Raw genomic sequence first — 13,919 nt, forward strand, 5'->3', positions numbered from 1 at the left:
CAAAGAAACGATTGGTTACTCGCCGTAAGGCACCCAGATGTTTTTGACTTCTGTGGCGTGCAGCAGGGCCTCTTTGGTGGTGGGGTTCTGCGTGATCCACGTCCGTTTGATGTTTGTGGCGCTGCCCGCTTCGATTTGTTTTGCAAAATCAAGTGGCGAGAATGACCAAACGGCGTCGATGTCCATGTGCTTGGCCATATGCGGCGCGATCTCGGAATGGTCGCCGGTGAGGATATTCACCACGCCCGCTGGCACGTCAGAGGTTTCCAAAACTTGGTAAAAGTCTGTCGCCGCGAGGGGGAAGGGTTGGCTGGCCAGCAGTGTCACGCGGTTCCCCATTGCGATTGCGGGCGCCATCGCTTGGACCAAGCCGAGCAGCGGTGTGTCGTTGCAAAGCACGCCGATTTTGCCGACTGGTTCTTTCATCGCGAGTGCGACGCCGCGGACAGGGACGCCGTGCACCTGACCGTCGTATTTGTCGGCCCATGCTGCAGCTGAGAATAGGGCTTGGACCGAGGCGTCGACTTCGGATGTGCCTGATTTTCCGGTCATTGCTTTGATGCGGTTCGCAAATTCGTCGGCCCGTGCCGACAGGTTTTCAGCAATGTAATAAAGGATTTGCGCACGCAGGTGGCCGGTTGTTTTGGACCAGCCTTTGGCTGCGTTCATCGCTTCGACGGCATTGCGCAGATCTTTGCGGTTGGCAGTGGATACATCACCGAGGCGTGCGCCTTTGGGGCCAAACACAGCTTGCGAGTAGCCGCCATCGGGACGGGATTGTTTGCCGCCGATGTAGAGTTTCGCGGTGCGGTCGAGCGGATCGGACGGTGCATCCGTGCCTGTGAAAGCTGCGATTGGTTTGACGGGTTTCGTGCTGGTTTTCGGTTTGGTGTAGCCGCTGAGGCCTTCCCAGCCGCCTTCGCGTCCAAAGCCGCTTTCGCGCACACCGCCAAAGCCTGCGGCTGCGTCCATCATGTTTGTACCGTTGATCCAGACGATTCCTGCGGCCAGTTTCGGCGCGATATCGAGGGCGAGATTGATGTTCTCTGACCAAACCGAAGCGGCCAATCCGTAGCGCGTGTTGTTCGCGATTTCTACTGCTTCGGAAGGTGTACGGAATGTCGTCGCGGCCAAAACGGGGCCAAAGATTTCCTCTTGCATTAACGATGATGCGGGGGACAATCCGGTGATTAAGGTCGGTGGGTAGAAGCACCCATCGGGGGCCGCCGTTTGGTATGTTTCGCCGTCGGTGTTTTCGCTGACCATCTTGGTGATTTGCGCCAGTTGCGCGGGGTCCACGATTGCGCCGATGTCGATGCATTTATCCAATGGGTTGCCGATGCGAAGACCCGCCATGCGGGTTTTTAGCTTTGCGTAGAAGGTGTCTGCGATGGTTTCTTGTACCAATAGTCGCGAGCCTGCGCAGCAAACCTGGCCTTGGTTGAACCAGATTGCATCGACTAAACCTTCGACGGCTGAATCGATGTCGGCGTCGTCGAATACGATGTAAGGGGACTTGCCGCCCAGTTCTAGAGATAGCGCCTTTCCAGTACCTGCAGTCTGTTCGCGGATGATCCGACCTACAGCAGTGGACCCCGTAAAGGCGATTTTATCGACCTCCGCGTTAACCAAGGCGGCACCGGTATCGCCGTCGCCCGTGACGATGTTGACCACGCCCGGCGGCACGCCAGCTTGTGTGCAGATATCCGCAAAAACCATCGCCGACAGGGACGTGTATTCCGCAGGTTTCAGAACGACAGTGTTTCCCATCGCCAAGGCTGGCGCGATCTTCCATGCGAGCATCAACAGCGGGAAATTCCAAGGAATGATCTGGCCGCAAACGCCCAATGCCTCGCGATTTGGCAATTCGTCGTCCATCAACTGGGCAAAACCTGCGTGATGATAGAAGTGGCGGATCGCCAACGGCACGTCGATGTCGCGTGCTTCGCGGATCGGTTTGCCGTTGTCCAAGACCTCTACCACCGCCAAAAGGCGTGCGTGTTTTTGCATCAACCGTGCGATTGCATAGAGCACCCGTGCGCGTTTGTGACCGTCTTTGGCCCATGTGGGTTGTGCCTTGCGCGCTGCTTTTACGGCCTCGTTCACTTCGTCTGTCGTGCCTTTGGTCACACCAGCGAGGCGTTCGCCTGTTGCCGGGTTGTTGGACGCAAAATCGTCGCGCAGCGCACCCCATTTGCCATTGATATAGTGGCCCGCGATGCCGCCTTTGTCGGACAGCCATTGCAGTGCCTCAGTAGAGGATTCAGGGGCAGGGCCGTAGTCCATAGTTTCGAAAATCTCTTTAATGGTCATGGGCTTATCCAATCGGGTGGCGGTGCTGGGCGGAGTACGCGCCGGTCACGTGATGTTCGAGTTGGCGTTCAATGTCGCCCAAAAGCGACGACGCCCCAAAGCGGAAAAGGTCAGGCTGCAACCAACGGTCGCCAAGTTCGTCTTTGATCATGGCGAGGTAGACCAGTGCGTCTTTGGCCTTTGATATACCGCCTGCTGGTTTGTAGCCGACTTTGATGCCTGTACGTTCCTGATAGGCGCGAATTGCGCGGATCATGGTTAAGGTCACGGGCAATGTTGCGTTGACGGTTTCTTTACCTGTTGATGTTTTAATGAAGTCAGCACCTGCCATCATGCAAACAAGGCTAGCGCGCGCCACGTTGCGCAATGTGCCTAACTCGCCAGTGGCGAGGATGGCCTTGATGTGGGCGTCGCCACAGGCTTCGCGCATCTCGGCCATTTCGTCATAAAGCGCTTGCCAGTTGCCGTTCAGAACGTGGCGGCGGCTGATCACGATGTCGATTTCAGAAGCACCCGCATCGACGCTTTCGCGGATTTCTTGGATACGCAGATGGAATGGGGACAGACCCGCTGGGAAACCTGTGGAAACGGCGGCGACGGGGATGGATGTACCGTCAAGCGCTTTGACCGCGGTTTCGACCATATCGTGGTAAACGCAGACGGCGCCTGTGGTCAGACCTTCCATGCCAAGCTGCGCCAAAAGCGCAGGTGACACAGGCTGTTTTGCCTTTGCGCACAAACGCTTAACGCGGTCTTGTGTGTCATCGCCGGACAAGGTTGTCAGGTCCATGACGCTGATGGCTTTGCATAACCAAGCGGCTTGGTAATCCTTTTTGACGGACCGTCGTCCGGGCAATGTTGCAGCCCTGCGTTCTATCGCGGATGTGTTGGCTTGGACTGCCTTAACCCATTCTAAGTCAAGCGGAATTCCGTCGTTTCGCTGTTCGTGAACCTGCGGAAGTTGGTCGGCTGTCGTCGATGTTTTGGTGAGGGTCTGCATAGTGCCTCCGATGCGTCATGCGAAGGTTGCATGAAGGGTCTGTCTTGGCAAGTTTTGACCGTTCGGTCAAATGCTATTCGGGTTGAACGACGTTACGTTGCTTGTCAGCGCGGAATTGGGCGGGGGTGACGCCGAACTTTGCGCGGAATAATTTGTGAAAATGGGACATGTTTTGCAGGCCTATATCCGTGGCAATTTCGGGTAGCGCGTCACTGGATCCGGTCAAGGCTCTGGCGGCGTAATTCATGCGTAAGTCATTGATATATTGAACAGGTGTCTGACCGCTGTGCTGTTTCATGGTCCGGCTCACATGGGGGTGCGCCTTGCCTGTCAGTGCCACAAAACCGGCAGCGCCTTCACGGAAAATAACGGGATCTTGCGCGTCAGAATACGCCTTGGATAGCCATGGCGGGGCGTCGGTGAAGTCGGGTTCATCCAGTAGATCGACAAGCAATGGCAGCAAAAATGCCTCTGCGGCAAGCGCGTCACAAGAGCTACGTTCGAGGCGCATCGCGGCCTGATTCAAAGCGGCCATTTGGCGGGTATCACGGGCAAATTCGCGAATGCACAATGCGTGCACAACGCGTGCACAAGGCGTATGACGCTTTGCGATATTATTGGTTAATGTCGTCGCTAAACACAGCATCACAACCATCGCGTGATCGCCTTTGCCTTGCAGGGCGTGGGCTTTGCCTTTTGGCACAACAACAAGCGTGCCTTCCGAGAGCGTGTTAACGCCATCTTCAGAATGATGTCGGATAATACCATTCTGAACCCAAAAGAGTTCGACGTAGTCGTGAGTATGAAGCGTCTTTGGCCGACGCGGCAAAACGGTTGCTCGGGTCAAATGAACGGATTGCCCGTCCAATAGAATCGATTTCTGGCGCATGGTGCGTGTCATAAAAGGAGCCTAGCAGATCATTTGAAAGCGGAAAGCCTCTTGATGTTTGCGCAAACGGAACCGATGACATTTGGTGCCGGGCGGTCTATGGCGGTGGAAACCTGACTTAGACCGGATATTGCCATGACTTTTGACCGTTCCATCAAGATCGCACCTTCTATTCTCGCATCTGACTTTGCCAACTTTGGCGCCGAATGTGCGGCTGTCGAGGCGCAAGGTGCCGACTGGATTCATGTTGATGTGATGGACGGGCATTTCGTGCCTGCGATTACGTTTGGGGCGCAAACCTGCAAGGCGCTGCGGCCACATATTAAAACGGTCATGGACGTGCATTTGATGATTTCGCCAGTCGATACGTACCTCGAAGGGTTCGCAGAGGCGGGGGCTGACATCATCACGGCGCATGTTGAAGCGGGTCCGCATATCCACCGGACGTTGCAGAATATTCGTTCGCTTGGCTGTAAAGCGGGTGTTGCGCTGAACCCTGGTACGCCGGCAGAGGCTGTCGCGGATGTGCTGGATATGGTTGATCTGGTTTGCGTGATGACGGTAAACCCTGGATTTGGCGGGCAAAAGTTTATCGATATGACTGCAAAAATTGCAAAACTGCGTGCGATGATTGGTGATCGCCCAATTCATATTGAAATCGACGGCGGCGTTGATCCAACAACTGCGCCATTGGTGGCTGCGGCCGGTGCTGACGTTTTGGTCGCGGGCTCTGCTGTGTTCCGTGGCGGTTCGGTGAGCAATCCTACGCCTTATGGCGAGAATATTCGCGCTATTCGAGCGGCTGCGTCGCAATCTTGATCGCATCAAGGGTCCGGTTAACGGCCCCTTCCTGCGTTTTGAAAAATGCCTCTGCCGCAAGCTGTGTCGGGAAGTCGTCTGATTTAACGAGCGATAAAAGCGCTTTGTTATCAGCGACTTGAACGGCTGCGTTTGCGGCGATTGCCTCGACGATTGGAAACTCAATCGTCCAAGTATGGGGGCCGACGATGACAGGCTTGCCTAACGCGAGTGGTTCGGAAATGTTGTGCGCACCCTTCTCAACAAAGCTGCCGCCGATGATCGCGGCGTCGCACAGAGCGAGGTAAAAGTACATTTCGCCCATGCTATCGCCCAGAATAACGTCGACACTTGGCATGTCATTTATGGTTAATCTGTCGTCGAAGATATCGCTACGCCGCGCAACCTTGAGGCCGGCATCCGTGAGCATTTGGTAGGTTTCTTCAAACCGTTCTGGTGCGCGTGGCACGTAGATAAAAAGGCGCTCAGGCGACGATTTAATCAGTTGGATATAGGTGTCGTCCTCGCCCTTTACGACGCTGGTGATTGTGATCGTGGGACGGTTGATTTTCGCTTTTGCGATGTCGCCCTGCGCGACCTGATCCTGCGGGATGGGTTGATCGAAACGTAGCTCGCCAGTGACATGAATGTTAGGACAACCGGCGGCAATAAAGCGGTCACGCTGAAGGTCGGATTTTACAAAAGCCCCAGCGAGCCCTTTGTGTAGATCGAGCCGCCATTTTGATTTTTCGATATCTCGGGTGAATGATTTATGTGGATATTGTGCGTTACAGGCGAATAGCGGGACACCGTTTTCAGCGGCGCTACGGATCATCTCGGGCCAGATTTCGATCTCCATCACGAGCCCGTAGCGTGGTGTGAACGCCTTGAAAAATTTGCGGAAGGTCCGTTTGAATTCCAGCGGAATCCAGACGGCGCGTACACGGCCTTGGGCGATCTCACTGGCAAAGACACGCTCTGCTTCACGTCGACCTGCTGGTGTGAAATGTGTGGTGACGATGGTTTCGCCTTCGGCCAAAAGCCGTTGGATCAAGGGTACTGCTGAACGCAATTCGCCGAGGGATACGGCATGTACCCAAACGGCATTTTTTAAGGTTAACGGATAGCGCCCAAATCGTTCGCCAAGGTGTCCGCGATACAGCGGGTCTCTGCGTCCGCGCCAGAACAGGTAGGCGATGGCAAAAGGCAGGCCGAGCGTCCAAAGTATTTTGTAGAGCCAGAAAAATCGACGGAGCCGTGGTGTTGGAAAGTCAGTCATGCTGGCGGATCACATCTGTTAATGTTTTGGCAAGGGCGGTGATCGCTTTGCCGTGTTTTGCCCGCAAGTCGCTGGCCGCTGCGATGTTAGGCTGTAGGTCGCGGATCAGTGCGTCGGTTAATTCGGCAGGGGACGTGATGCAAAGCGCACCGTTTTTGTCCAATGCGTCGTAGTCCGTTTGGAAATTCGCGACGCGCGGACCATGGAAAATCGCGGTGTTCAGCGCGACGGCTTCCCATGGGTTGTGGCCTTCGGTGTTGTCGTTCGTGCCGCCGATCAGCGCTGCGTCGGCGAGGCTGTAGATGAGACCCAAGTCGCCAAATGTGTCGGCCAGCCAGACGTTTTCGGTTGGCTTTTCGCCCTTGGATCGGACCGTGTGTGGAACGGAAATGGTGTTTTCACGGTCGGGGAAACGGGGCGCGATGATCAGCAGCGCGTCGGGTTTTGTGGTTAATAGTTGGGCGTGTGCTGCGAGGGCCAGATCGACGTCTGCTTGATGTGCGGGTGCGGTTGTCCAAGTGAAACGCGGGCCTAGAATGGTCTGCAATTCGCTTAGTTCAGCGGCGTCGTATTGTAGCGGAGGGGCGCTGGACTTGAGCGATCCTGTGATGATTACGTTTGATGCACCAAGGTTTTGCAGGTGTGTTTGCGTATTGGCATCTTGTGCGGTGATGAGGCGCATCTGTTTGTAGATGAACGAGAATAGCGGTGTCGTTCGAGCGTGTCGCGCATGGCTCTTTGCGTTCATACGCGCGGCGATGAGGGTCTGCGGAATGTCACGCCTTGCGAGGTCGGCCACAAAGCCGGGCCAGATGTCTTGTTCGACCCAGACGCAGAGATCAGGTTGCCAATGGTCGAGAAAAGCTTGGCGGTATTGCGGCGCGTCGAGCGGTAGAAATTGGTGAATGGTGCGCGGCGGGGCGTTTTTGGCGAAGGCATTTGCGCCTGCCAAAGTACCGGACGTGACGAGAAAATTTGCGTCAGTTTGATCCGCCATTTCGTGGATGAGGCCGCGTAGGGATAGGACTTCGCCAAGACCGACTGCATGTAGCCAAATGAGGGGGCCGCGAGGGCGCGTGATTGTTGCTTGCCCCAGCTTTTCTGTCCACCGCGTTGGGTGTTCTTTGCCGCGTGCGACACGCTTTTTCAGGTGCCGTTTGGCGAGCAATGGCACGAGATGCGTGAGGGCCATGTAAGCCCGCAGACTGAGGGGCAGTTTAGCCACCGTCGTGGAACCGTTTTTGCAAGCCGCTGGACCAAAAAACGTTTGATTTTAGTATGTCAGTGAAACGGGATGCGGCTGATCCTGCGCCGAATCCTTCGTCGCGTGGGTGGCGATTGCCCCATGCGTCGCGCAGGAATGTGGCGATTTTGTCGGCCTCGTTAGCGTCGGCGAAATGCACGGATTCGGCTTTGGCCCGGTCTGTTTGGCGCGAACCGATGTCGAGTGATGGAAGGCCAAGGAACGGCGCTTCGCGGACGCCAGCGGATGAATTGCCGACCATGCAGGCGGCGTGTTTCATCAGTTCTGAAAAATGCGCGAACCGCATGGACGGCAGCACGCGGAAACGGTCAGCGGGAAGCGCGTTTATGGCGTCGAAAATGCCTGCGCTGCCGGGGTCGTTATTGGGGGCGATGACGACGAAATTGCGCCCAGATGCGTCGAGTGCGCCGAACAGGTCGCGGGCTTGATCTGCCATGGTGTCAGCTTCGGATGTAACGGGGTGGAAAACGCAGATGCCGAGGTCATCGAACGGGATATCGTAGCGGGCTTTGACGTCTTCGATTGTGACGCCAGACGGTCCTGCGTGGAAGTCGAGTTCTGGCGATCCGATGACGTGGATTGCCGATTTGTCTTCGCCCAATGCCATGACACGACGCGCCGCATCGTCTGAGCTGACAAAGTGGTGGCTGGCGAGTTTTGAATTACAGTGGCGATAAATTTCGTCAATGGTTCCAGAGACTTCACCGCCTTCGATATGGGCAGACCGGATGTAGTTTGTGGCGCAGACGAGGGCGCATGCCAGTGCTTCGACACGGTCGCCGTGGATCACGACGAGGTCGGGTTTTGTTTCGCGCACGAAGTCGGAAAAGCCTGTGACGGTTTTCGCCAAGATAACGTCTTGCGGGTCGCCGATCCGTTGGTTGAGATATTCGTAAACAGTGACGCCGGGCAGGCGGTGTACCTCGATTTTGGTCAAGCCGTAGCGCGATAACATGTGCATTCCGGTGACAAAAAACGACACGTTAAGGCCCGCGTCACGCGCTGCGATGGCCAGCGGTTCGAGCTTGCCGAAATCAGCGCGGGTGCCAGTGACGAAGAGGATGGATTTTGGATCAGACATGGGACCGTTTCGTCGTTAAAACCTAAAAAGGTTAATTACTCTTACTTTTCTGTGACGCCTCTGCGTATTTTTGGTGCATCTCGGCACGCATGGCTTCGCAGTGCTTTTTCTGGACAAGGTCGGACCAAGACTTGATCGGAACAAAAGCACGATCCCCCAGACCGTCAACAATCACAAGGCGTAACCCGTCGTCCAGAGAACCCGCGACGAGGACGTTTGTGAAGTGCGGATCCCAGACGAGGGCGCGAAAGTACATGATGTCGTCCCAAAGCGCATCAATGGCGTTGGTGATTGTTTCGTTATGGGGATGTTGGGCTGCGAATTGCGCGAGGGTCGGCGCGATGTTTCCGTCCGGCCCTAGGATCATGTCGAACATTGATCCGACGCCTTTGTCGGTTTCTACGAAACCACGGAACTGCGAGCAGAACTGCGGGACGTGTTGGGTGCGTGCGACCATGGCTGCGAATTCGTCAATCTCGACCCACGAAAACAGGATTGATGAGAACCGTCGTTTGTGGCGGTTGATCAGTTTGCGAAGTGTCTTAAACCGTTTCACCTTGAGCGGTTTTTGGATTTTGATGATTGTCGCTGACTGGTCAGGATGGCGGTAGACGCGCCGACCGCTGCCTTGAGCTAGAAACAGGCTCTCGTCTAAAATCAGGGTGTGCGTGTTTTGCATCTAGCGCGTTCTTTTCGTTTTCTGGCGGCGTGCTGCTAAGAGCCTGTGTCCGATGAATGATGCTTTGAGCGTCAGTTTGTCGATGAATGTTAACGATGCCTGTGCAGCAGAGGTGGGCAGGCGTTTGTCGGGCTGTGATCGCGCTGCGAATTTATATAGGCGTTTGTGCAGCCAGAGCGACAGGCTTTGGTTTTGTGCAAGGTAGTCGGCGTGTTTGTCGATGATCCGCGCCATGTATTGCCGCCGGTTGTCCGCGCTTTGTGATGCGGTGACTGAGCCTTGGTTTGCGCTATATGCGCCATCAAAGATGTATGCCCCGACTTGGTCAAGTTCATACGCTTGCGCGCCGTGCTTGAGCAGGTTGATGCAGAATTCTGTGTCTTCGTTGACGCGCAGGGCAGTGTCGAGCCCGCCAACGGTCTGGTAAGCGGTGCGCGAGACCCAAAACCCTTTGCCTAGGCCGCTGAGTGCTTTGGCGTCGCATGGGGCGACTAGACTTTGCCACGTTCCGGCGACGGATTGGGACGGCTGAAAGCCACGGTCGCGGAAATCTGCTGTGGCGCAGAACCCGTAGGCCAAGGCGTCTTTGTCCAAGGTTGTAAGGAGTGTTGCCGCCAAGTGCGCCCAGTACCCGGGGGCGATGAGGTCATCATCGTCGAGGAAGAAGATCCAATCGCCCTTTGCTTGCGCCACACCGTAGTTGCGAGCACCCGATGCGCCGGCGTCGCCCGCGTTTTGGTGTAGCGTGATTGGGGTCGCGATCTGCGGCAGTTGGGTTGCATCGAAAGGGTCGCCGTCATTGACCACGATAATTTCCATGCCTGCGGGGGCTGATTTTACAGCACTTTGGATCGCCTCGATCAGGAACGCGAGACGATTGCAGGTTGGGATAACAAGTGAATATGTGGCGGGCGGCACCATGAATCAGAGCTTTCGGCGCATACGAGAGGACCGCAGCCGTCCGGCGATTTTCTGCATTTTGCCTGCGAAGTTGGGTTTTGCGTAGCCATTGGTGGTTTCACCGAACAGCTGGTCGCAATAGATCGGACCATCACCGTCGTAGCCGTGACCTGTGTAGTGGTTCGGGATGAAGTAATGTGATGGGAAGATGTGGACCTTGGGCGATAGTTCTTTGATCATGGTCGCGACAAAGTAGTTGCCAGTCGTGAGCCACGCTTTGTTTAACTGCTCAGGCTTGAGTTGCCCCAAGCGGTTGATCAGCGCGTCCACGAACGGGTTGTTCGGTTCGCAGGCTAGGATGGGGGAGACCAGTTGCCCTCTGACGAATTCGTTTTCGTAGACGGTGTAGGCTTGCGCCTCTGTCCACAGCTCGTCCGTGTTGCGCAGGCAGCGGGAATCCGCGCCGGGCATAAAGCCACCTTTTTCGTGCAGGACCTCGTAGCGGATCAAGTCGGCGGCCCCTGCGTATTCGGCGCGGCGCAGGTATTCGTCGATCAGCGCTTGGTTTTGAAACTGGTGTTGCGAGACGTAATCGTTGTCGATCAGGGTGTAATCCCAGTCGGGATGGTGGTCCTGCCACGTCTGCATCCAGTCTAATGGCGCAGGGCGTGGCCCGATCCAAACATGCATGAGGTTCTTGGGGATATTCATTACTTCAACATGCTCCACGCGAGTTGCGTATTGCGCGTCACAGCGCGGGTGAGCGTTTTGCCGACGACTTTGTCAAACTCGAACCCTGCGATTTCGCCTGATCCGGGGCGGCGTGCCCAGATGTCGGATTCGACGATCACGTGACCTTCGGGCAGGTCACGGTCTGCAACGACGGATGCGCGGGCAAAGGCGTAGACGGGGCCTTCGGCGTCGGTGCGTTGTTTGGGGTTGTGCAGGGCTGTGTGGATTTCACGGGAACGGTCGATGATGTGTCGCAATTCCGCGGGGTCCATCGAGTTGATGATATCGGGGCCGATGCGGTAGCGGCTGTCTGTATAGTGTCGTTCCAAGATGCAGGCACCAAGTGCGACGGATGCCAGCGCCATGTCCGGACCGATGGAGTGGTCGGAAAAGCCGACAACTGCGTTCGGGAAGGCCGCCTTGAGATCGGTCACACCTTGCAGGGACACGATTTCAGGGGGCGACGGGTAGAGGTTGGTGCATTCCAGCAGCGCGTATTCGATGCCCGCGTCTTCGAGAATTTGCACGGAGGCGCGAATGGTTTCGATGGTTTGCATGCCGGTGGACATAATGACCGGTTTGCCCTTAGCCGCGATGTGTCGGATCAGGGGCAGGTTGTCGGCCTCGCCGGACCCGATTTTGTAGGCTGGCACGTCGAGTGTTTCGAGGAAATCAGCCGCTGCCCGTGAAAACGGCGTCGAAATCCAGATCATGCCGAGTTCTTCGGTGTAGCGTTTCAGCTCTGTTTCGTCTTCGAGCGACAGGGCGCATTGTTCCATCACGTCCCAGATCGACACATCAGCATTGGGCGGGAAGATTTGTTTGGCTTCCTCGGTCATCTCGTCGCTGACGATATGGGTCTGGTGCTTGATCATCTCGCAGCCGCTGAAAGCCGCGAGGCGCACCATTTCTTTGGCAGCGGCCAGATCGCCGCCGTGGTTGATCCCGATCTCTGCAATCACGAGGGGCGGGTGCTGTGGTCCGATTTTGCGGCCTGCGATGTCCATGGTGCGTCTCCGATGTTTTGTTATGATTGGTCTATGCGGTTTGCGAGGGTGGTGCAATTGGGGGGCAGGCCCCACGCGCGGTATCAGCGGGGATAGCCCCCGAACGCGCCGTTTAACGGGGGCCAGCCCCCGAACCCCCGGAGTTGTTACGGCGAAATGAAGGTGTGGGCCTGTTGTTGTCTATATCGTGGCGATATAGCATCAGCGGGCTGCAAGTTGAGGACAAGACGATGGCGAAACGCACTTATGAGATTGTTACGCCACAAGGTCGTGCGCGTGCGCGTCGTCAGCTTGACTGGCAGGATCACGATATACTGCGCCGTCGCTGGCATAACTTTGAGGAAGTGGCGACTGGTGTGTATCGATCAAACCAGCCCTCTGCTACGCGGTTTCAGGCCTATGCGGATTTGGGGATCAAGACGATCCTGAATTTACGCGGGCCCTTGCAGGAGCCGTTTTTCCTGTTTGAGCAAGAAGCCTGTGACGCGATTGGCCTAAAGATCGTGTCGATCGGCTTGAGCGCCCGCAAAGCGCCGCGCCAAGAGCGATTGTTAATGCTGGTTGATGCATTCGAGACGATGGAAAAACCATTCTTGATCCATTGTAAGTCTGGAGCGGATCGCACTGGTCTTGCGTCGGCGCTTTACCTTCTACTATATAGTGACGCGGATGATGATACGTTGCGGGCGCAGTTGAGTTTCCGCTACCTGCATATTCGCAAGTCATCGACCGGAATACTCGACTTTTTCCTAGAGACCTATCTGGCCCGTCGCCAACACAGCCCGATTGGTCTGCGTGATTGGATTGTCGCAGAATATGATCGGGACCGGATGATGGCCGATTATCAAGCGATGAAGGCGAGCGAGACGTTTTGGGAAGGCTGGTAGGGCCTACCCCTTTAGGCCTTGTGCGATTTGACGCCCCATCAGGAACGCGATGATCTCCCAGTCGATGGGGCTATCCACATCAAGACCGCGCTCGTTTGGCACTTCGTAGGGGATGACCCGACCTTGGAATAGTGACGTGGCACGGCGCAGGTAATCCGTGTTCAGGATATAGACGAGCCCGACATGATCTAAGACCTTTGGGGCTTGCTGTCGCGCAACAACGCCGCCGGGCAATGGTTTTGACACATGCAGGCTGCCGCCGTCGTCGAGTTCGAGGATGTTAAAGTAGGGGTTCTTGCGGCTTTCGCAGCACGACATCACCATATCCGGTTTTTGACTGTTATATAGTGCGAGTGCGCCGTCGAGATCTTCTTGCAGGCGCAGGGGCGAGGTGCAGTCGAGATCAATGAAGGTAGACGCGGGACCTGTGATCTTTTCAACCTCTTCAAGCGCGTGCTGCCAGACGTCCCATTTACCAGCGGTATCATTGGCAAGGTGGGCAGGGCGCAGGCCAATATCGAGGCCACCGCGTTTCAGACCATGTTCATACATTTCGGGATCATCAGTAGAGACGACAACATGATCGATGTCATTTGATGCAAAGAGCTGGTCGAGCGACCAATCAATCAGCGGTTTGCCGTGCAGGTTCTTAAAGTTCTTACCTGGAACGCCCTTGCTGCCGCCGCGCGCGCCGATGTGACCGATGATCATGTCTATAGTCTCCTTTGTTATGTCCGTTTTAGCGGGGCAGGGGGCAAAACGACAGTCAGGATTCGGAAACGAGTCGGAATTTTGGGCCTGCCGAGTCGGATACTCGGGCGAAATTCGCAGCAACTTGTGGGTATGTCTGTGGATAAGTCTATATGTAGCGGATCAGGCTGGTTTGCGAGTGTGCCGGGTGGGGCTGCGGGCGTTGGTATCTCAGAAAGTGCGTATTGTAAGTGACTGTTTTTATTTGATTTTTCAAGTTTATGAAGGTTTTTTGACTTTCTAGCAAAAAAGCACTTGCGGCCTCAGTGTACTATCCTTAGAAGCCCCTTTACCGGAGACGCAGACAAGCAGACACGGTGCAGCGGACGGAACGAAGCGG

Annotated in this window: 13 protein-coding genes; 2 read left to right on the forward strand and 11 right to left on the reverse strand. The window is 55.9% G+C overall.

Translation table 11 applies throughout. The annotated features are described in order from the left end of the window. Nucleotides 1-15: 15 nt before the first annotated feature. The 3 genes from FHS72_RS11175 to FHS72_RS11185 form a co-directional block, all read right to left on the reverse strand. The gene (locus tag FHS72_RS11175; protein WP_183529077.1) at nucleotides 16-2,313 is read right to left on the reverse strand and encodes an aldehyde dehydrogenase family protein; all 2,298 of its coding nucleotides are present in this window, start codon (nucleotides 2,311-2,313) and stop codon (nucleotides 16-18) included. A 4-nt stretch (nucleotides 2,314-2,317) separates the two neighbouring features. Beyond that, nucleotides 2,318-3,313: a deoxyribose-phosphate aldolase gene (deoC, locus tag FHS72_RS11180; RefSeq protein WP_183529079.1), complete on the reverse strand. Its 996-nt coding sequence runs from the start codon at nucleotides 3,311-3,313 to the stop codon at nucleotides 2,318-2,320. Between the two features lie 73 nt (nucleotides 3,314-3,386). Beyond that, nucleotides 3,387-4,214 carry an AraC family transcriptional regulator gene (locus FHS72_RS11185; protein ID WP_183529081.1) on the reverse strand — a complete coding sequence of 276 codons (828 nt, stop codon included), beginning with the start codon at nucleotides 4,212-4,214 and terminating at the stop codon, nucleotides 3,387-3,389. Between the two features lie 123 nt (nucleotides 4,215-4,337). Here FHS72_RS11185 and rpe point away from each other — a divergent pair, with 123 nt between their 5' ends. Further along, entirely contained in the window at nucleotides 4,338-5,021 is a 684-nt protein-coding gene (rpe, locus tag FHS72_RS11190; protein ID WP_183529083.1) for a ribulose-phosphate 3-epimerase, read from the forward strand. Here rpe and FHS72_RS11195 read toward each other — a convergent pair. From FHS72_RS11195 to FHS72_RS11225, 7 genes are read right to left on the reverse strand one after another with little or no spacing between them, the layout of a single operon-like run. After that, entirely contained in the window at nucleotides 4,993-6,279 is a 1,287-nt protein-coding gene (locus tag FHS72_RS11195) for a 3-deoxy-D-manno-octulosonic acid transferase (protein WP_183529085.1), read from the reverse strand. The two genes, rpe and FHS72_RS11195, sit on opposite strands and share 29 nt — an antisense overlap. Next, complete coding sequence (locus FHS72_RS11200; RefSeq protein WP_343042677.1) at nucleotides 6,272-7,504, reverse strand: 3-deoxy-D-manno-octulosonic acid transferase; 1,233 nt, start codon at nucleotides 7,502-7,504, stop codon at nucleotides 6,272-6,274. The genes FHS72_RS11195 and FHS72_RS11200 overlap by 8 nt, the downstream gene beginning before the upstream one ends. After that, a complete protein-coding gene (neuC, locus tag FHS72_RS11205; protein WP_183529088.1) occupies nucleotides 7,497-8,624 on the reverse strand; it encodes a UDP-N-acetylglucosamine 2-epimerase in 1,128 nt (375 codons plus the stop codon). Before neuC ends, FHS72_RS11200 begins: the two co-directional genes overlap by 8 nt. A 31-nt stretch (nucleotides 8,625-8,655) precedes the next feature. After that, nucleotides 8,656-9,303, reverse strand: a complete 648-nt coding sequence (locus FHS72_RS11210) for a YrbL family protein (RefSeq protein WP_183529090.1) — start codon at nucleotides 9,301-9,303, stop codon at nucleotides 8,656-8,658. Then, the gene (locus FHS72_RS11215) at nucleotides 9,304-10,224 is read right to left on the reverse strand and encodes a glycosyltransferase family 2 protein (RefSeq protein WP_183529092.1); all 921 of its coding nucleotides are present in this window, start codon (nucleotides 10,222-10,224) and stop codon (nucleotides 9,304-9,306) included. A 3-nt stretch (nucleotides 10,225-10,227) separates the two neighbouring features. Then, nucleotides 10,228-10,914 carry a glycosyltransferase gene (locus FHS72_RS11220; protein WP_183529094.1) on the reverse strand — a complete coding sequence of 229 codons (687 nt, stop codon included), beginning with the start codon at nucleotides 10,912-10,914 and terminating at the stop codon, nucleotides 10,228-10,230. Continuing rightward, the gene (locus FHS72_RS11225) at nucleotides 10,914-11,942 is read right to left on the reverse strand and encodes an N-acetylneuraminate synthase family protein (protein ID WP_183529095.1); all 1,029 of its coding nucleotides are present in this window, start codon (nucleotides 11,940-11,942) and stop codon (nucleotides 10,914-10,916) included. Before FHS72_RS11225 ends, FHS72_RS11220 begins: the two co-directional genes overlap by 1 nt. Nucleotides 11,943-12,172: 230 nt before the next feature. On the opposite strand from FHS72_RS11225, the gene FHS72_RS11230 reads away from it, so the two are divergent. Next, on the forward strand, nucleotides 12,173-12,829 hold the full coding sequence (locus FHS72_RS11230) for a phosphatase domain-containing protein (RefSeq protein ID WP_183529097.1): 657 nt from the start codon (nucleotides 12,173-12,175) through the stop codon (nucleotides 12,827-12,829). 3 nt (nucleotides 12,830-12,832) lie between these two features. Here the strand turns inward: FHS72_RS11230 and FHS72_RS11235 are convergent, their stop codons facing one another. Then, nucleotides 12,833-13,540 carry an acylneuraminate cytidylyltransferase family protein gene (locus tag FHS72_RS11235; protein ID WP_183529099.1) on the reverse strand — a complete coding sequence of 236 codons (708 nt, stop codon included), beginning with the start codon at nucleotides 13,538-13,540 and terminating at the stop codon, nucleotides 12,833-12,835. Nucleotides 13,541-13,919 lie beyond the last annotated feature (379 nt).

This window comes from Yoonia ponticola, assembly GCF_014199395.1.
Classification (GTDB): domain Bacteria; phylum Pseudomonadota; class Alphaproteobacteria; order Rhodobacterales; family Rhodobacteraceae; genus Yoonia; species Yoonia ponticola.